The following is a 19,092-nucleotide window of genomic DNA, read 5'->3' on the forward strand; positions in this document are numbered from 1 at the left end:
GCGGCATCGGCCATCCGCCGCATCGCGCAAGATCGGTCTAATGGGCTCAAAGCCGCTCTTTCCCGTAGACCGCCTGCCCCCAACAAAAAGCCCCGGCACATCGGCCGGGGCTTCCTTATCTTTTCCGTCAAACCTTAGCCGTTCTGACGGATGGTCTCGTTTTTCGGATCGTAGGGGCTGTCGCAAGTCACAACTGCATCCCACAATTTGTCCTGCATCTTAACCTTCAGCTTGGTGCCTTCCACCGCGACGTCGGGCTTCACATAGCCCATGCCAATCGACTTCTCGAAAGCCACCGAGTAGCCGCCGGAGGTCAGGCGGCCAACGCGGGTTGTGCCGTCTTCAGCGTAAAGTGCCTCATGGCCCCAAGGATCAGCGTCCGACGGACCGTCGATCAGCAGGGTGCAGCACTTCACGCGGACGCCGGTCTCGACCAGTTTGTCCTTGCCGTGGAAGTCCTTCTCCAGATCGACAAAGCGCGGCAGATCGGCTTCGAGCGGGGTCGCGTCGCGGCCCAGTTCGTTGCCGAAGGCGCGGTAGGATTTCTCCTGGCGCAGCCAGTTCTGCGCGCGGGCGCCGACCAGCTTCATGCCGTGCTTCTCGCCCGCCTTCTCCAGCAGATCGAACAGGTAGTTCTGCATCTCGATCGGGTGATGCAGTTCCCAGCCCAGTTCACCGGTGTAGGCAACGCGGATCGCATTCACCGGGCACATGCCCAGTTCGATCTGCTTGGCCGACAGCCAGGGGAAACGCTTGTTGGACAGTGCGGTTTCGGGATCTGCGTCGTTGATCACCTCTTTCAGCACGTCGCGGGACTTGGGGCCTGCGATGGCGAAAACGCCCCACTGGGTGGTGACATCCTGGATCTCAATGTAGCCGAACTCTTCCATCTTGTCTTCGGCGGCCTTGCGCAGGAAGTCCGCGTCATACTCGGTCCATGCACCGGCGGAGACCAGATAGTAGTTGTTCTCGCCATTGCGGACGATGGTGTATTCGGTCCGGGTGGTGCCGGCAACGGTCAGCGCGTAGGTCAGGTTGATGCGGCCGACCTTGGGCAGTTTGTTGCAGGTGAACCAATCCAGGAACTGAGTGGCGCCGGGGCCTTTGACAACGTGCTTGGTAAAGGCGGTTGCGTCGATCAGGCCAACGCCTTCGCGGATTGCCTTGGCTTCGTCCACAGCGTGCTGCCACCAGCCGCCGCGGCGGAAGGAGCGGGCGTCGTGGTCGAAGTTTTCCGGCGCATCCAGCGGGCCGAAATAATTCGGGCGTTCCCAGCCGTTGACCCAGCCGAACTGTGCGCCGCGGGCTTTCTGGCGGTCGTATGCCGGTGCGGTCCGCAGCGGACGGCAGGCTGCGCGCTCTTCGTCCGGGTGGTGCAGGATGTAGACGTGCTCATAGCACTCTTCGTTCTTGCGGGCCGCGAACTCGGTGGTCATCCAGTTGGAGGAGTAGCGTTTCGGGTCGAGCGACGCCATGTCGATCTCGGCCTCGCCGTCTACCATCATCTGCGCCAGGTAGTAGCCGGTGCCGCCTGCAGCGGTGATGCCGAAGGAGAAGCCTTCCGCCAGCCACATGTTGCGCAGGCCCGGCGCCGGGCCGACCAGCGGGTTGCCGTCGGGGGTGTAGCAGATCGGGCCGTTGAAGTCATCCTTGAGGCCGGATTCAGCACAGGACGGAACCCGCTCTGCCATCGCCATGTACTGCTCGGCGATGCGGTCCAGATCCAGCGGGAACAGGTCGGCGCGGAAGCTGTCCGGCACGCCGTGCTCGAACTGTGCAGGGGCGCCGCGCTCGTAGATGCCCAGGATCCAGCCGCCGCGCTCTTCGCGGGCATAGGATTCATTGTCGGCGTCGCGCACAACGGGGTGCTCCGGGTTGCCGGCTTCACGCCATTTGACCAGCTCGGGGTCTTTGTCCATGACGATGAAGGTGTGCTCAACCGGGATCGCCGGCATCTTGATGCCCAGCATCTTGGCGGTGCGCTGCGCGTGGTTGCCGGATGCGGTCACGACGTGCTCGGCAGTGATCACGACCTGTTCGTCGGAGGGGACCAGGTTGCCGCCCTTCTCGACCATCTTGGTGCAGGTGACCTCCCAGTGGGTGCCGGTCCAGTGGAAGGCGTCGGCCTGCAGCTTGCGGTGGATTTCGACACCGCGCTGACGGGCGCCCTTGGCCATCGCCTGGGTCACGTCGGCCGGGTTAATGTAGCCGTCCTCGGTGTGGTAGATCGCGCCCTTCAGGTCGCCGGTTTCGATCAGCGGCCAGCGCTCCTTGATCTGATCCGGAGTCAGCCATTCATAGTCCACATCGCAGGTTTCTGCGGTGGAGGCATAGAGCATGTATTCGTCCATGCGCTCCTGGGTCTGCGCCATGCGCAGGTTGCCCACCACGGCGAAGCCGGCGTTCAGGCCGGTTTCCTCTTCCAGGGTCTTGTAGAAATCGACCGAGTACTTGTGGATGTGGGTGGTCGCATAGGACATGTTGAACAGCGGCAGCAGGCCGGCTGCGTGCCAGGTGGAGCCGGAGGTCAGCTCGTCACGCTCGATCAGCATGACGTCTTCCCAGCCGGCTTTGGCCAGGTGATAGGCAATCGAGGTGCCGACGGCGCCGCCGCCAACAACAAGTGCTTTGACTTGGGTTTTCATTCTCCCGCTCTCCAGCTTTATGAGATTCTTGGGAGTGGTTATGCCCGCGCAGGCAAATCCGCGCAAAATCAGGCCGACGCAAAAACATCCAAAACCGACCTTGCGCGCCACAGCATACCGGATTCTACGGGCAGCAGTGCCGGAAATGGCGTTTTTCTGCGCAAGCAAAAGGGGGCCGAGGCCCCCTGTCGCTCTGATTGGATGCTGTTCCTGCCCTGTCTAACACTCCACGACATTGCCGCGGCGGACGCAGACGGGCTGCGGCTCCGCGGCAGCCTGGCCGGTCTTGGCCTGGGCCACTTGCTCGCCGCTGGCGGGCCCGGTCACGCCACCGCCGGCCGCCGCGCTCAGAACGGGTTGCCCGCCTTCCAGCCCGCCGCGGCTGGTGCGTTCCCTGGCTGCCTGGGCGCGGGCGATGCGGTTTTGAACGATGGTGCCATAATCGGTGGCGCTGAGGTCGCCCCAGTTCAGCCCTGCATCGCGTGTCTGCATGTAGTAGTCATATCCGACCACCCCCTGGATGCTGAACACCAGAATGCCCATCGCTTTCTTCAGTACCATTTCCGATCTCCGCTTGCGGTCCGCTGGTTTCGGCTTGGGTTCAGTCAGGCATAGGATTGCGGCGTTTTTCCGGCATAAAAACGAAGAGAGGCGCAGGCGGGTGCAAGGCTGCCTTCCTGGCCTCTCTGCAAGGATCAATCGCAGGTCAGAGTGGTGCCGCGCCGGATGCAGCCGCTGCCCTGGCTGGTGTCGCCCGCCAGCCCTTTGCTGACCTTAACCTGCTGCGTGCCGCCGGTATCCTGCGCCGCCGGATCCGGGCTGCCTGCCTGATTGCCGCTGCCCTTGAAGACGCCGAGCAGAGTGCTGGTCAGGCCTGCCAGTTTGCCCAGGCCGCCTGTGCGCTCTGCATCTTCTGCAGCATCCTGCGCGGACGCTTGCTCTGCCTGCTGGAAGACAGCACCGCCCTTGGCCGCCCCGGCCTCAGCCATGAGCTGTGTCAGGCGGGCGCGGAAGACGGTTTCGAGCGTTCCTGCAACATCCGGCACGCCGCCGCTGGTCACATCCAGGGACCCCATGGTGCCTGTCAGCGCCCCGGCCACCAGTTTGCCGGGGTCGATGTTCTCCATCTTGAGCTGCGCCGCCCGGGATTCAATTCTGCGCATCTCACCGCGCAGCCGGGTGATTGCTTCGGCCAGTTCGGGTTCGGCGGCAGGCGGCACCGTCACGTCATTGCCGACCGTGGGCACCGGCTGCAGCAGCAGGCTGTTCAGCCCGTCATAATCAATCGCTGACAATACCGACCGGACAGTCTGATCCGAGGCATCGGCCCAGACCTGAATCGTGGCCCGTTCGCCCAGACCGACGATCCCCTTGAAGTCACGCAGCTTGCGGCTGCCCCTGCGAAAGCCCCCGTCGCGGCCAAAGGCAACGCCGCCGATCACCGCATAGGGATCTTCGGGCAGGATCATGCTGCTCATCGAGGAGGCGACCATCCCCTGCAAGGTGTTCGGGTTCAGCTTGCCGCGCAGCCGGACGCTGACAACGACCACTTCGCCGTCCTTGCTGTAGCCCCAGCTGTAAGGATGAAGATCGTTGGCCCAGTTCTGCTGGCGGGCGCCGTCCAGCGCCTGGTTCAGCTCTGCCAGCGGATCTGCCCCGTCTTCGGGCGCTGCCATGTCCGCCGTGAACATATCCGGCCGCTCCGGCAGGCTAAAGCGCTCCATGCCGGCGGGTGCCTCCGGCAGATAGGGTTTGCCGCCCTGCTGCCAGCGGCGGCGGCGGTCCTCTTCCAGTTCCGCCGCACGGCGGTCTGCCTGAAAGCCCAGATAGCGGTCTTCGAATGTGGCGGCGTAGCCTGACACGCCCAGTTCTCCGAATCCCAACCCTGCCCGGCGGGTTTGCTGTTCATAGTCAACGCCCAGGAAAACCAGCCCGCAAACAGCTGCAAACCCTGCCAATTGCTTGACGCTCATAAGGTCCTCATCGAAAGGTTAATAATTGTTGATATCCGGGTAATGGCCAATTCCGGCGGCATTGCGGCACTGACGCGAAAAAACGCAGCCCGAACCCGGTCAGGTTGAACCTGGCCAGACTGCCGTCCGTTCCGGTGATATTGTCTGCCTGTTTCCTGGGTGCTGCGGATCGGCGTTAAGGAGTGGCGGCGCCGCCAAGGGGCGGAGGCGGGACGGGAGGGTTCCTCCCGCACGCGAAACGTCGTCTGTGCGTGCCCGTGCCAATGGGCCCTGTTCCTTGGTGCCGGGGGTGTCAGGCCCGGCGGGTGACCGCGATCACCGGAGAGTTTGGCATAAGCGGTTTAAGATGCGGTGACAGGGGCGTACGCAGGCTGCGCAACACCTTAGGCCTTTCGCGTTGCCGCAGCTGCCGCGCAGTGAGTATTTTTAGAAAGATGAAGAGACGGACTGTGCTTCTTCTTTGGAATAAATGCTCAATTTCCCACGCCATCCCTGCACGGGACCGCCTGCAGCTCACATCTCCACGATCTTCCCGGGGTTCAGGATGTTCTCCGGGTCCAGCGCTGCCTTGATGGCTGCCATGTAGCGGGTCGCCTCGCCAAGCTCCTGCTGCAGATAGGGGCGTTTGCCTTGGCCGATGCCGTGCTCGCCGGTGCAGGTGCCGTCCATTTCGATCGCCATTTCATTGAGCCAGCCGATGTACTCATCCGCCTTCTGCCGCTCTGCATCGCTGTCCATGTCGATCAGCAGCAGCGCGTGGAAGTTGCCGTCGCCCACATGGCCGACCATTGGCGCCAGAAGACCCATGCCCTCGGCTTTTTTGCGTGCTGCACTGACGCATTCCGCCAGCCGCGAGATCGGCACGCAGACGTCGGTGGACAGCCCTTTGGCGCCGGGGCGCAGCTGCAGGCTGGCCCAGTACATGTCGTGGCGCGCCTGCCACAGCTTGCTGCGCTCCTCCGGGGTCGAGGTGGCGGTGATGTCAATGCCGCCGAATTCTTCGGCGATGGAGGCGAACATATCGGATTGCTCCACCACGCCTGCCTCGGAACCATGGAATTCCAAAAGGAGCAGCGGTGTTTCCGGCAGGTCGAGGCCTGAATAGGCGTTGGCAGCGCGCACGCTCATCTCGTCCAGCAGTTCAATGCGGGCAACGGGAATGCCGTACTGGATGGTCATCATCACCGCGCGGCAGGCCTCATCCACACTGCGGAAAGAACAGCGGGCGGAGCGGATCGCCTCCGGGATGCCCTGCAGTTTAAGGGTGAGTTCGGTGATCAGGCCCAAAGTGCCCTCGCTGCCCACCAAAAGGCGGGTAAGGTCGTAGCCGGCAGAGGATTTCTTGGCCCGCTGCGCGGTGCGGATCACGCTGCCGTCGGCCATCACCGTCTCCAACGCCAGCACGTTGTCCTTCATCGTGCCATAGCGCACCGCGTTGGTGCCGGAGGCCCGCGTCGCCGCCATGCCGCCGAGCGAGGCATTGGCACCAGGGTCTATGGGGAAGAACAGGCCCTGATCGCGCAAATAGGTGTTCAGCTGCTCGCGGGTGACGCCCGGCTGCACCACTACGTCGAGATCTTCGGCGTGCACCGCCAGGATCTGGTCCATCCGCATCATGTCCACGCAAATACCGCCCGCGGGCGCGTTCACATGCCCCTCCAGCGAGGTGCCGGTCCCAAAGGGAATGACCGGCACGCCGTATTCGGCGCAAACCGCGACGATTTCCGAGACTTCCCGGGTTGAAGAGGGGAAAACCACGGCGTCGGGCGCCTGGTTGGTTATCCAGGTGGTGGTGTGGCCATGCTGTTCGCAGATCGCCTGGCCGGTCTGCAGCCGGTCGCCGAACTGCTGGCTCAGCGCATCAATGGCGGCGGCGATCCCGGCCTCGTTGCGCGGCAATGATGCGGCTTGGACCATGACAGCCTCCCCTGGCAGCGGGGCGGGGCGCCCCGGAACAATTCACCTGTTAACCTACGCCTCTGTCTCACGGGGAAGCAATACCCAGAACCCCGTAGGGGTATCTCCATACGCCAAGGGCAACGCCCGTCCGAGGGGACGGATGGGCGAAAAGGCTTCAACCGCCCAGCGCAATGCCTTCGCGGCGCGGATCCGCCGCGCCTTTCAGCCCGTCACCGATCTCAATCGCATGCAGGCCGGAGGTCAGATCGCGGGCGTTAACCTCATACCCCAGTTCCATCAGTGCCTCCGCCAGACCTTCTGCACTGGTGCCGGCCTCCACGTCATAGGTGCCAAAGCGGTTCACCAGATGCGGCAGTGCCAGTGCCGCCTGGATGTCCATGCCCCAGTCGGCCCAGGCGATGATCGACTTCGCCACATAGCCGATGATGCGGCTGCCGCCGGGGGAGCCGATGGCCAGCACCGGTTTGCCGTCTTTCAGCACAACCGTCGGCGCCATTGAAGACCGCGGCCGCTTGCCCGGCTCCAGCCGGTTGGCAATGGGCACGCCGTCCGCGTGGGTGCGGAAGGAGAAATCCGTGAGTTCGTTATTCAACAGGAACCCGCCCGCCATCAGCCGGGAGCCAAAGGCGTTCTCGATCGTCGTGGTCATCGACAAGACATTGCCATACTGGTCGGCGATGGAGATATGCGAGGTCGAGGGCAGCTCAATCGATTCATCATCCGCCAGCATCAGGGCGTGGTCGAACTCCGGCGAACCCGGCGCCGCCTCGGGCAGCGCATCGCCGCTCTGCAGCAGTTCGGCGCGGCTGGCAAGATAGTCCGCCGCCACCAGCCCGCTGCTCGGCACCGGCACATAATCGCTGTCGGCCATGTAGCGGCCCCGGTCGGCAAAGGCGAGGCGCGAGGCATCGCCAATGAGCCGCCAGGCCTCCGCGCTGTCAGCCCCCAGTTCCGCCAGATCGTAGTTGCCCAGCATCCCCAGGATCTGCCCCAAGGTCAGCGCGCCAGAGGATGGCGGCCCCATGCCGCAAGCCTCGAAATTGCGGTAGGACACGCAGACCGCCGGGCGTTCCTTAACCTGATACAGCGCCAGATCGGTGGCGGACAGCACCCCGGGATTGCCCTCGGCTGTGGTCACGGCACGCACGAGCTCTGCCGCGATAGTGCCGGAATAAAACGCCCCCGCCCCATCCTCTGCCAGCGCCCGCAGGGTGGCGGCATAGTCGGGATTCAGAAGCGTTGCACCCTCGGCTATGGGCTCACCCTCCGGCAGGAAATAGGCGGCTGTTGCCGGGGCGCGGGCCAGCCGCTCAGCATCCCCCGCCACCAGCGCGGCCAGCCGCGGCGAGACAGCAAAGCCTTCCTCCGCCAGCCGGATCGCGGGTTCAAACAGCGACACCCAGTTGGCGCGGCCCCAGCGGCGGTGGGCCGCCTCCAGCAGCGCAGGCGTGCCGGGGGTGCCGACAGAGCGCCCGCCAACCACCGCATCAAAGAACTTCAGCGGCTCGCCGTTTTCATCCTGAAAAAGGGTCGGTGTGGCCGCCAGCGGCGCGGTCTCGCGCCCGTCCAGCGTTGTCAGCTCACCCGTCGCGGCGTCATACCAGACCAGAAAGGCGCCGCCGCCAAGGCCGGAGGATTGCGGCTCCACCAGTCCCAGCACGGTCTGCACTGCGACCATTGCATCCGCCGCCGTGCCGCCCGCGCGCAGCACCGCCGCGCCCGCTTCGACCGCATGGGGGTTGGCCGCGGCCACCATCCAGTTATCAGATTCGACCGCTTCGCCGTTGGCCTTGGCCTCCAGCGCGGCGGCCACTTCGGGGGAAATCGCCTCAAAGGTGCCAGCGGTTGCAGCCTCGGGGGCAACCGCATCTGCGGCCTCCTGTGCGGCGGCAGGTGCCGCGGCGACAGCAGCAGCCAGAAACAGATACTTCATGAAAATCCCTCCCTCAGAATTCCAGCCGGGCTGCCGCGCTTACAGCATCGACGGCACCACCTGATCCGGCGGGCGGTGGCCGTCTTCAAACGTTTTTATGTTCAATAGCACCTTTTCGCCCATCTCGATCCGGCCCTCGATCGTGGCGGACCCCATATGCGGCAGCAGAACCACATTGGGCAGCTCGCGCAGACGCGGGTTGATGTCGGTGCCGTGCTCATAAACATCGAGGCCGGCGCCCGCGATTTCATCCGACCGCAGCATCCGGGTCAGCGCATGCTCGTCGATCACCTCGCCGCGCGACGTGTTGACGATCACCGCTGAGGGTTTCATCAGTTTCAGCCGCCGCGCGTTCATCAGGTGAAAGGTGGAGGGCGTTGAGGGGCAGTTCACCGAAATCACATCCATCCGCGCCACCATCTGATCGAGGCTCTCCCAGTAGGTGGCCTCCAGATTCTCCTCCACCTCCGGGCGCAGGCGGCGGCGGTTGTGGTAGTGGATTTGCATGCCAAAGGCCGCGGCGCGCTTGGCCACGGCCTGGCCGATCCGGCCCATGCCGAGAATGCCGAGCCGCCGCCCGGCAATCCGCCCGCCCAGGAAGGCAGTGGGTGCCCAGCCCTGCCAGTCGCCTTTCTGCATCACCGCCAGCCCTTCAGGCATCCGGCGCACCACTGCCATAATCAGCGCCATGGCCATGTCAGCGGTGTCATCGGTCAGCACGCCGGGGGTATTGGAAACCAGGATGCCGCGCTGGCGGGCAGTCGCCACGTCGATGTGGTCGACGCCTGCACCGTAGTTGGCGATCAGCTTCAGCCGGCCGCCGGCCTGGCCCAGCAGCCCTGCGTCGATGGTATCGGTCACCGTCGGCACCAGCACGTCGGCATCCTTCAGCGCCGCGGCCAGCTCGCTCCGGGTCATCGGCGTGTCATCCTCGCGCAGGCGCACATCGAACAGCTCGCTCAGCCGGGTTTCCACAGGTTCCGGCAACCGTCGCGTAACGACAACACTCAATCGGTCTCTTGGCACTTGTGCTCTCCCTTGGGCTTTTCATGTCCTACGCGTCCATGGCATCGTGGCGCAGGATGCGCACAGGCACAAGAACCCAACCGCATTCCCTTGCCCGCAGGCCGGAGATTTTCCCGGTGCAGCGGGGCATAACAAGACGGGCGACAGACCGGAACAAAAGGCTGGGCGCAAACCGGCTGGACAAGAAGAGGCGAGCAGGCAGTGAGAAAAGCGGCAATGGCGATGCGCCATCTGGCAGCGGCGGCAGCGATTGCGGTGCTGACCGGCACAGTCTGTGCGGCCGAGTCCCGCGGCCCCGTCACCAACCTGCCCCTGCCGCGCTATGTCTCGATGAAGGCCGCCACCGGCAACGTGCGCCGCGGCCCATCGCTCAGCCACAAAATCGACTGGGTTTTCAAGCGCCGCGGCATGCCGCTGGAGATCACCGCCGAATACGGCCACTGGCGCCGGGTGCAGGACCGCGACGGCGCCGGCGGCTGGGTGCATTACGCGCTCTTGTCCGGCGTGCGCACGGTTCTGGTGGAAGAAGACATGCTGACTGTGCACGCCCGCCCCGACACCCGCGCGCCAGTCACCGCCGCCTTTGAGCTGGGCGTGGTGGCGCGGCTCGGCGACTGCGAAACCAGCTGGTGCGAAATCTCGGCCGGAGGCTACAGCGGCTGGGCACCGAAGAAAAAGCTTTGGGGCGTCGCGCCCGACGAGCTGCGCGAGTAACCTTCTCCCGCTTTCATCTTTCCCAAAATACTCCGGGGTGAATTGGGCCAGCGGCCCAATGAGGGGCAGCGCCCCTTTTCTTTTCGAACCTGCGGGGCAGCGCCCCTCCCCCCTGCCGCGGCAATCCGCGCGGTCACGCAGATGCGCCAAACCATTGCACCCGCAGCAATCGTGTTCTACATGGGGGCCATACTGACGGCTGCCCAGGCCGGACCCGCCCGCTATCCGGGCACCGCCGCGGCAGCACCGGACTACCCGAAACCGGCGCGGCCTGGCCGCGCTGATGCCCTATAAGCCTCCGAGATCGCTGAAAGGTTGTGGAACATGGCAGAAAATCAAACCCCGGACATATTGTATACCATTGTAGACGAAGCGCCCGAACTGGCCTCGGCATCCTTCCTGCCGATCATCCGCAAGTTCGCCGCCGCCGCCGGTGTGTCCGTCGGCACCAAGGACATTTCGCTGGCCGGACGCATCATCGCCGCCTTCCCGGAAAACCTGACCGAGGCACAGCGCCAGAGCGATAACCTGGCTGAGCTGGGCCAGCTGGTGAAGACCCCGGACGCCAATGTGATCAAGCTGCCGAACATCTCCGCGTCGGTGCCGCAGCTGACCTCCGCTATCAAAGAGCTGCAGGCCCAGGGCTATGATCTCCCGGATTACCCGGAAGAGCCGAAGAGTGACGCCGAGAAAGATGTGCGCGCCCGCTATGATGCCATCAAGGGCTCCGCGGTGAACCCGGTTCTGCGCGAAGGCAACTCCGACCGCCGCGCCGCCAAGGCGGTGAAGAACTTTGCCCAGAAGAACCCGCACTCGATGGGGGAATGGTCGGCAGACAGCAAGACCAAAGTGTCGTCGATGCCGGGCAACGACTTCTATGCAAACGAGAAATCCGCCACCATCACCGCCGCACAGGCCGGTGCCGCGCGGATCGAGTTTGTGGCCAAGGACGGCGCTGCCACCGTGCTTAAAGACAGCTGGCCGCTGGAAGAAGGCACCGTGGCGGACGCCACCTTCATGTCCGTGAAGGCGCTGTCGTCCTTCCTCGGCGAAGCCATTGCCGACACCGAATCTGACGGCACCATGTTCTCGCTGCACATGAAGGCCACCATGATGAAGGTCTCTGACCCGATCATCTTTGGCCATGCGGTGAAGGCATGGCTGGCGCCGGTGTTCGAGAAATACGGTGCCGAGCTGGACGCGCTGGGTGTGGACCCGAATTCCGGCATGGGCGACCTTTTGGAACGCGTCAAAGGCAACGCCGAAATCACCGCCGCCATCGAAGCGGTGCGCGCTGACCGCCCCGACATGTACATGGTCGACAGCGACAAGGGCATCACAAACCTGCATGTTCCGTCCGATGTGATCATCGACGCGTCCATGCCTGCGGTGATCCGCGCCGGCGGCAAAGGCTGGGACCAGAACGGCAACAAGGGTGATACCAACTGCGTGATCCCCGATCGCTGCTATGCCTCCGTTTATGACGAGACCATCAACTTCTTTAAAGCCAATGGCGCGCTGGACGTGACCACCGCGGGCGCAGTCGCCAACGTCGGCCTGATGGCCCAGAAGGCGGAGGAGTACGGCTCCCACCCGACCACTTTCGAAGCCCCGGCAGACGGCACCATCCGCATCGTGCTGGCCAGCGACGGCACGCTGCATTCGCATGATGTGGAAGCCGGCGACATCTGGCGCGCCTGCACCGTCAAGAAGGCGCCGATCGAGAACTGGATCCTGCTGGCAATGGACCGCCAGCGGCTGACCGGCTCCGAGGCGATCTTCTGGCTGGACGCCAACCGCGCCCATGACGCTGAGCTGATCAAATACGTTCAGCCCGCGCTGGAAGCGGCCGGCGTTGCGGACAAGTTCCAGATCATGGCGCCGCGCGAAGCAACCCGCCAGTCGCTGGAGACCATCACCGCGGGCAAAGACAGCATCGCCATCACCGGCAACGTGCTGCGCGACTACTTGACCGACCTTTTCCCGATCCTGGAGCTGGGCACCTCGGCCAAGATGCTGTCGATCGTCAAGCTGATGCAGGGCGGCGGCTTGTTTGAAACCGGTGCCGGCGGCTCTGCCCCCAAGCACGTGCAGCAGCTGGTTGAGGAAAACCACCTGCGCTGGGATTCGATGGGTGAATTCTGCGCCCTCGGCGAGTCGCTGAACTTCCTGGCGGATGTGAAGGGCAACGCCAAGGCCGGCGTGCTGGGCCGCGCGGCTGAGGACGCGACCCAGGGCATCCTGGACCACAACCGCTCGCCCTCGCGCAAGGTCGGCCAGCCGGACAACCGCGACAGCCACTACTGGTTTGCCCGCTACTGGGCCGAGGCGCTGGCGGCGCAAACCGAGGACGCAGGCCTGGCGGCGCATTTCGCCCCCATCGCCGAAGAACTGGGCGCCAAGGAAGAGCAGATCCTGTCTGAGCTGGCCGCCGCGCAGGGTGCGCCTGCCGACATCGGCGGCTACTACCGCCCGAGCGTCGAGCTGAAGGCCAAGGTGATGCGCCCAAGCGCAACGCTGAACGCCATCATCGGCTGATACGCGCTTAACAAACTGAAACAAAAAACGCCCGGGGAATTCTCCCCGGGCGTTTTTTGCTGCTGCAATTGAGCCGGCGGATCAGAAATCCTGCCACAGGTCCCGTGCTGCATTGCCATCCGACGGCGCCACGGCGGCCGGCTGCGGGGCGGGCTGCACATCCCAGTCACCGCTGCCATGGGCGGTCGGCACCGGCGCAGGGGCACTGGCGGCCGGGGCCGGGGCCGCGGTCCGGCTGCCGCCCGCGATCTTGAAATGCGCCACCAGCTCGGCCAGCTTGCCCGCGTCGGTCTTCAGCATGTGGCCGGCCGCGGTGGCCTCCTCCACCATCGCCGCGTTCTGCTGGGTCACCTGATCCAGCTGCGTGACGCCGGTGTTGATCTCACCCAGGCCGGTGGACTGCTCCGCCGCGCCCTCGGCTATGCCGGAGACCAGCTGCGAGATATGGGTGACCTGGCTGACGATGCTTTGCAGCGCCCCGCCGGCCTTGCCCACCAGATCGACGCCGCGCGCGACCTGGCCGGAGCTGTCGGAGATCAGCGTCTTGATTTCCATCGCCGCGTCGGAGGAGCGCTGCGCCAGCGCCCGCACTTCGCTGGCGACAACCGCGAACCCGCGGCCAGCTTCGCCTGCGCGGGCCGCCTCGACGCCGGCATTCAGCGCCAAGAGGTTGGTTTGGAAGGCAATGTCGTCGATGACGCTGATGATCTGGCTGATCTTGTTCGAAGATTCCTCGATCTCGGTCATCGCCGAGACTGCGCTCTGCACCACCTCGCCGCTGGTGCGGGCCTCGGCCTTGGCATCCTCCATCGTTGCCTCAACGCTGCGGGCGCCATCGGCCGCGGATTTGACGCTTGCGGTCAGCTCATCCAGCGCCGCGGCGGTCTGTTCCAGCGTCGCCGCCTGGCTTTCCGTGCGGTGCGACAGGTCGTCAGAGGCCTGGCTGATCTCGGTGGCGCCGTTGCGGATACTGGCTGCGGCGGCAATCACCTGCTCCACCGTGCCGCTGAGGTTCTGCGCGGTGGTGTTGAAGTCCTGGCGCAGCTGCTCGTAATCCTCGGGGAAGGTTTCCGTGATCTGCGCGGTCAGGTCGCCCTGCGACAGCGCCGACAGCTTGCTGCTGAGCGACGCCACAACCCGGCTGCGCTTCTCGTTCAAGGCGTGCTCCGCCGCTTCCAGCTCCTGCTGGCGGATCAGCGCCTGACGGAACACGTCGACGCTCTGCGCGATTTCCCCCAGTTCGCTGCGCGCATTGGCCGAGGGGATTTGGCTGCTGGTATCGCCGTCCGCCATCGTCTGCATACGGCTCTTGAGACCATTGAGCGGCCCGGTGACGCTGCGGGTGATGAAATAGGCGGCAACCATCAGCGCCACCAGGCTGATGCCGAGCACGATGAGCGCCTCGTTTCGCATCTTGGCAACATCGGCCTCGATATCGGCGACATAGGCGCCGGTGCCGACGATCCAGCCCCAGGGTTCATAAGCCTGAACATAGCCAATCTTGGCTTCCATCACTTCCGAATCGGGCTTCTTGAAGTAATAGGTCAGCTCCCCCGCGCCTTTGGAGGCGGCGATCTTCTCCAGCTCCTCAAACACCCTCGTACCAGTCACGTCCTCATAGGCGCCCTGGTTGGTGCCGACCCAATCCGGCACAATGGGATGCGCCTGCACCACCAGATCGTGATCGAAGACGAAGACATAACCTGAATCGCCGAATCGCAGCGCGGTCAGCCGTTCCCGGCCGATATCGCGCGCTTCTTCCACCGTGAAACGCCCGGACTGGATACCTTCCTCCAGGTCGCGCAGCAGGCTGACAGCCGTATCGGTAACGTTGTGCAGCTCCGTGTAACGCATTTCATAGGCGTTTTTGACGGACTGCGAGAGCAGCAGGAAAGTCAGCAGCGCCATCAGGGAGAGCGCGAGCGCGCCCAATGCGTAGATCCGGACGGGCAGACGGTAGAGGAAAGCGGGTATTCGGGGCATAAGTTCAGGCCTTCATTTCAGGTCTATTACCTGTCTGTTTAGGCTGCAGTTTCTAACAAAACCCTACTGTGCACCGTGCTGATGGCGCCTCCTTGCCGCGAACTGGAAAATTATTGCCGCATTTTGAATGGAATGCCGCAGACGGGGCTGCAGGCAGTGTTCCCTGTCCCTGCAAACAAAAAACGCCCGGGGAGAAATCCCCGGGCGTTTTTTGCTGCTGCAATCGAGCCGGCGGATCAGAAATCCTGCCACAGATCCCGTGCTGCATTGCCATCCGACGGCGCCACGGCGGCTGGCTGCGGGGCGGGCTGCACATCCCAGTCACCGCTGCCATGGGCGGTCGGCACCGGCGCAGGGGCACTGGCGGCCGCGGCCGGGGCCGCGATCCGGCTGCCGCCCGCGATCTTGAAATGCGCCACCAGCTCGGCCAGCTTGCCCGCGTCGGTCTTCAGCATGTGGCCGGCCGCGGTGGCCTCCTCCACCATCGCCGCGTTCTGCTGGGTCACCTGATCCAGCTGTGTGACGCCGGTGTTGATCTCGCCCAGGCCGGTGGACTGCTCCGCCGCGCCCTCGGCAATGCCAGAGACCAGCTGCGAGATATGGGTGACCTGGCTGACGATGCTTTGCAGCGCCCCGCCGGCCTTTCCGACCAGATCGACGCCGCGCGCGACCTGGCCGGAGCTGTCGGAGATCAGCGTCTTGATTTCCATCGCCGCGTCGGAGGAGCGCTGCGCCAGCGCCCGCACTTCGCTGGCGACAACCGCGAACCCGCGGCCAGCTTCGCCTGCGCGGGCCGCCTCGACGCCGGCATTCAGCGCCAAGAGGTTGGTTTGGAAGGCAATATCGTCGATGACGCTGATGATCTGGCTGATCTTGTTCGAAGATTCCTCGATCTCGGTCATCGCCGAGACCGCGCTCTGCACCACCTCACCGCTGGTGCGGGCCTCGGCTTTGGCATCCTCCATCGTTGCCTCAACGCTGCGGGCGCCATCGGCGGCGGATTTGACGCTTGCGGTCAGCTCATCCAGCGCCGCGGCGGTCTGTTCCAGCGTCGCCGCTTGGCTTTCGGTGCGGTGCGACAGGTCGTCAGAGGCCTGGCTGATCTCGGTGGCGCCGTTGCGGATACTGGCTGCGGCGGCAATCACCTGCTCCACCGTGCCGCTGAGGTTCTGCGCGGTGGTGTTGAAGTCCTGGCGCAGCTGCTCGTAATCCTCGGGGAAGGTTTCCGTAATCTGCGCGGTCAGGTCGCCCTGCGACAGTGCCGACAGCTTGCTGCTGAGCGACGCCACAACCCGGCTGCGCTTTTCGTTCAAGGCGTGCTCCGCCGCTTCCAGCTCCTGCTGGCGGATCAGCGCCTGACGGAACACGTCGAGGGTCCGAGCCATGTCGCCGATCTCGCTCCGGTTGGCGGTGGCCGGGATTTCGCTCGCGGTATCCCCATCGGCCATTGACTGCATGCGGCCGCGCAGGGCGCTCACCGGGCCGGTGACGCTGCGGGTGATGAGGGTGGCCCCCACCAGCAGCACCGCCAGCGTTACAAGCAGCGCGGTCACGGTCGTGAGAATGTTCTGCTGCACCTTGGCTTCGATATCGGAGACGTAGGCGCCGGTGCCGACGATCCAGCCCCAGGGTTCATAGACCCGGATATAGCCCATCTTCGCCTCAATCACGCCGGTGCTTGCGTTGGCGAAATGGTAGATCAGCGAACCCTGCCCGTCCGCCTCGGCGATCTTGAGCATCTCCTGGTAGATCTTCACCCCGTTTTCATCGGTCAGGCCCGGCTGGCGCGTGCCCACCCATTCCGGCAAAAAGGAATTTGCAGTGATCACCAGATCGAAGTCAAAGGCGTGAAAATCGCCTGCGGTGCCGAATCTGAAGGCCTCAAGCGTTGCACGCCCCATCTCGCGGGCGGCGGCCGCGTCGAGCTGGCCCGCTTCAGCCTGTTTCTGCAGCACGTCCAGCTGGCTGAATGCCAGATCCGTGAGCTGATGCAATTCACGTTCGCGGCTGGCGTATTCTTGGTTGTTTGACCGGATCAACAGAAAAACGGTCAGCATTGCGAACAAGACAATCGCCAAAGCGGCCAAGGCGTAGATTCGCACCGGCAAACGATAGAAGAAAGCAGGCATTTCAATTTGGGTCCTTTTTTTACGGGCCATTTTTCCTTTCATAAGCGCCCGATCCTAAGATTCTCCTAGCACTGCAAGACCGCCGGCCCACGGGGGGGGTTGATGGCCTCTTCCGGACTTTTCGCTCAAGGTTTGCGGAACGGCCACAATGGGGAGTCTCAATATTCATGTGGATTTTGTATCCATTATCCTTTATTTGATTCTGCACACCGGCAGGCCGGCAGAAAGATCTCATGCGCAAATCGCTGGCCATGCTTTGCAGCGGCGGGCTGCCCATATCTGGAGAAATTGGATAATGTCTACAAACGTCTTCACCGGCACCATGCCGGCCCTGATGACCCCCTGCAACCCAGACCGCACACCGAACTTCGACGCACTGGTCAGGAAGGGCGAGGAGATGATCGCCGCGGGCATGTCGGCGGTGGTCTACTGCGGTTCGATGGGCGACTGGCCGCTGCTGACCGATGAACAGCGGATGGAAGGCGTTGCCCGCCTCGCAGCCGCAGGCCTGCCGGTTGTGGTCGGCACCGGTGCAATAAACACCAAATCCGCAGTCGATCACGCCCGCCACGCGCAAGAGGTCGGCGCTGCCGGTTTGATGGTGATCCCGCGCGTGCTGTCCCGTGGCACCTCCGTGGCGGCGCAGAAGAACCACTTCAAGGCGATCCTGGATGCCGCGCCCAACGTGCCGGCGATCATCTACAACAGCCCCTATTACGGCTTTGCCACCCGCGCCGATCTGTTCTTTGCCCTGCGCGCAGAGCACAAGAACCTGATCGGCTTCAAGGAGTTCGGCGGCAAGGACGACCTGCGCTATGCGGCGGAGCATATCACCAGCCAGGATGATCAGGTGACGCTGATGGTCGGCGTTGACACCGAGGTCTACCACGGTTTCGTTAACTGCGGCGCCACCGGCTCAATCACCGGGATCGGCTGCGCGCTGCCTCGGGAGGCGCTGCTGCTGGCGCGCCTGTCCAAGCAGGCGGCTGAGGGCAGCGCTGAGGCACGTGTCCGCGCGCAGGAGCTGACCGACGCGATCCATGTGCTGTCCACCTTCGACGAAGGCCCGGACCTGATCCTCTACTACAAGCACCTCTTGGTGCTGAACGGCGAGGACGACTACCGCCTGCATTTCAACGAAAGTGACGAATTGTCGGACGCCCAGCGCAACTATTGCGAACAGCAGTACAAGCTGTTCCGCAACTGGTTTGCGGACTGGTCGGCGCAGGGCGGGATCATTGCCGAATGCATGTAGTCGACAGCCATACCGGCGGCGAGCCGACGCGGGTGATCCTAAACGGCGGACCCGATCTGGGGACGGGCCCCTTAGCGGAACGCGCGCGGCGGCTGGCAGAGGACCACATGGGGTTCTGCCATGCGGTCATGCGCGAACCGCGCGGCCAGCCCGCCATGGTCGGCGCGCTGCTGGTGGAACCGGCGGACCCCAGCTGCGCTACCGGCGTCATCTATTTTGACGCCGATGCGGTGCTGGGCATGTGCGGCCATGGCACCATCGGGCTGGCGGTGACACTGGCCCATCTGGGCAGGATCACCGCCGGCAGCCACCGCATTGAATCCCCCGTGGGCGTGGTGACGGTGCTGCTGGAGGACGCCAATACTGTCACCGTCACCAACATCGAAAGCCGCCGTGTGACTGCAGGGGCCAAGGTCACGCTGCCCGACGGCAGCACGGTGACTGGCGATGTCGCCTATGGCGGCAACTGGTTCTTCATCGTCGAACCCAGCCCGCTGCCTTTGCGACGGGAGAACATCCGCGCGCTAACCGATCATGCGATTTCCATACGCACCGCCGCCAATGCCCAAGGCGTGGGTGGTGAGATGGGGGAACTGATCGATCACGTCATCTTTCAAGACGCCTCACCCCGCGCGGGCACTCACAGCCGCAACTTCGTGCTGTGCCCAGACGACACCTATGACCGCTCCCCCTGCGGCACCGGCAGCTCTGCCCGGCTGGCCTGCCTGGCGGCGGCGGGGCGGCTGCAGCCGGGCGAGGAGATCATCCAGGAAAGCATCATCGGCTCTCCCTACCGGTTGTCTTATCAGCCGGGGCTGAACGGCGGCGTGATCCCCACCCTCAGCGGGCAGGCCTTTGTGATGGGGGAAGGCAAGCTGTTCTTCAGCCCTAATGATCCCTTCCGAGATGGCATTTCCGACGGCGGAGAAGCCGCCGCCTGAACGTTTTCAACCAGGACCCGGGGCAAAAACCGGGC

At 64.2% G+C, this 19,092-nt stretch carries 13 protein-coding genes; 5 read left to right on the forward strand and 8 right to left on the reverse strand.

Annotation, left to right across the window (positions count from 1 at the left end):
- Nucleotides 1–134: 134 nt before the first annotated feature.
- From AC5STB_RS04795 to AC5STB_RS04820, 6 genes are all read right to left on the reverse strand, one after another.
- The gene (locus tag AC5STB_RS04795; RefSeq protein ID WP_495441836.1) at nucleotides 135–2,645 is read right to left on the reverse strand and encodes a GcvT family protein; all 2,511 of its coding nucleotides are present in this window, start codon (nucleotides 2,643–2,645) and stop codon (nucleotides 135–137) included.
- Nucleotides 2,646–2,864: 219 nt separating this feature from the next.
- On the reverse strand, nucleotides 2,865–3,206 hold the full coding sequence (locus AC5STB_RS04800; protein ID WP_495441837.1) for a hypothetical protein: 342 nt from the start codon (nucleotides 3,204–3,206) through the stop codon (nucleotides 2,865–2,867).
- A 134-nt stretch (nucleotides 3,207–3,340) separates the two neighbouring features.
- On the reverse strand, nucleotides 3,341–4,618 hold the full coding sequence (locus AC5STB_RS04805) for a hypothetical protein (RefSeq protein WP_495441838.1): 1,278 nt from the start codon (nucleotides 4,616–4,618) through the stop codon (nucleotides 3,341–3,343).
- A 513-nt stretch (nucleotides 4,619–5,131) separates the two neighbouring features.
- On the reverse strand, nucleotides 5,132–6,535 hold the full coding sequence (locus tag AC5STB_RS04810; RefSeq protein ID WP_495441839.1) for an FAD-binding oxidoreductase: 1,404 nt from the start codon (nucleotides 6,533–6,535) through the stop codon (nucleotides 5,132–5,134).
- A gap of 157 nt (nucleotides 6,536–6,692) precedes the next feature.
- Entirely contained in the window at nucleotides 6,693–8,471 is a 1,779-nt protein-coding gene (gene ggt, locus AC5STB_RS04815; RefSeq protein ID WP_495441840.1) for a gamma-glutamyltransferase, read from the reverse strand.
- 39 nt (nucleotides 8,472–8,510) lie between these two features.
- Nucleotides 8,511–9,497: a 2-hydroxyacid dehydrogenase gene (locus AC5STB_RS04820; RefSeq protein ID WP_495441841.1), complete on the reverse strand. Its 987-nt coding sequence runs from the start codon at nucleotides 9,495–9,497 to the stop codon at nucleotides 8,511–8,513.
- A 216-nt stretch (nucleotides 9,498–9,713) separates the two neighbouring features.
- Between AC5STB_RS04820 and AC5STB_RS04825 the strand changes: the two genes are divergently transcribed.
- From AC5STB_RS04825 to AC5STB_RS04835, 3 genes are all read left to right on the forward strand, one after another.
- On the forward strand, nucleotides 9,714–10,211 hold the full coding sequence (locus AC5STB_RS04825; protein ID WP_495444558.1) for an SH3 domain-containing protein: 498 nt from the start codon (nucleotides 9,714–9,716) through the stop codon (nucleotides 10,209–10,211).
- Between the two features lie 141 nt (nucleotides 10,212–10,352).
- On the forward strand, nucleotides 10,353–10,505 hold the full coding sequence (locus tag AC5STB_RS04830; RefSeq protein ID WP_495441842.1) for a hypothetical protein: 153 nt from the start codon (nucleotides 10,353–10,355) through the stop codon (nucleotides 10,503–10,505).
- Between the two features lie 30 nt (nucleotides 10,506–10,535).
- The gene (locus AC5STB_RS04835; RefSeq protein WP_495441843.1) at nucleotides 10,536–12,749 is read left to right on the forward strand and encodes an NADP-dependent isocitrate dehydrogenase; all 2,214 of its coding nucleotides are present in this window, start codon (nucleotides 10,536–10,538) and stop codon (nucleotides 12,747–12,749) included.
- An 81-nt stretch (nucleotides 12,750–12,830) separates the two neighbouring features.
- Here AC5STB_RS04835 and AC5STB_RS04840 read toward each other — a convergent pair whose 3' ends face one another.
- On the reverse strand, nucleotides 12,831–14,732 hold the full coding sequence (locus AC5STB_RS04840) for a methyl-accepting chemotaxis protein (RefSeq protein WP_495441844.1): 1,902 nt from the start codon (nucleotides 14,730–14,732) through the stop codon (nucleotides 12,831–12,833).
- Nucleotides 14,733–14,968: 236 nt separating this feature from the next.
- Nucleotides 14,969–16,861, reverse strand: a complete 1,893-nt coding sequence (locus AC5STB_RS04845; protein ID WP_495441845.1) for a methyl-accepting chemotaxis protein — start codon at nucleotides 16,859–16,861, stop codon at nucleotides 14,969–14,971.
- Between the two features lie 295 nt (nucleotides 16,862–17,156).
- Between AC5STB_RS04845 and AC5STB_RS04850 the strand changes: the two genes are divergently transcribed.
- Both AC5STB_RS04850 and AC5STB_RS04855 read left to right on the forward strand, forming a co-directional pair.
- A complete protein-coding gene (locus tag AC5STB_RS04850) occupies nucleotides 17,157–18,116 on the forward strand; it encodes a dihydrodipicolinate synthase family protein (RefSeq protein ID WP_495441846.1) in 960 nt (319 codons plus the stop codon).
- Nucleotides 18,107–19,057, forward strand: a complete 951-nt coding sequence (locus tag AC5STB_RS04855) for a 4-hydroxyproline epimerase (protein WP_495441847.1) — start codon at nucleotides 18,107–18,109, stop codon at nucleotides 19,055–19,057. The genes AC5STB_RS04850 and AC5STB_RS04855 overlap by 10 nt, the downstream gene beginning before the upstream one ends.
- Nucleotides 19,058–19,092 lie beyond the last annotated feature (35 nt).

The sequence above is a fragment of the Leisingera sp. CC-HEC093 genome (assembly GCF_059429195.1).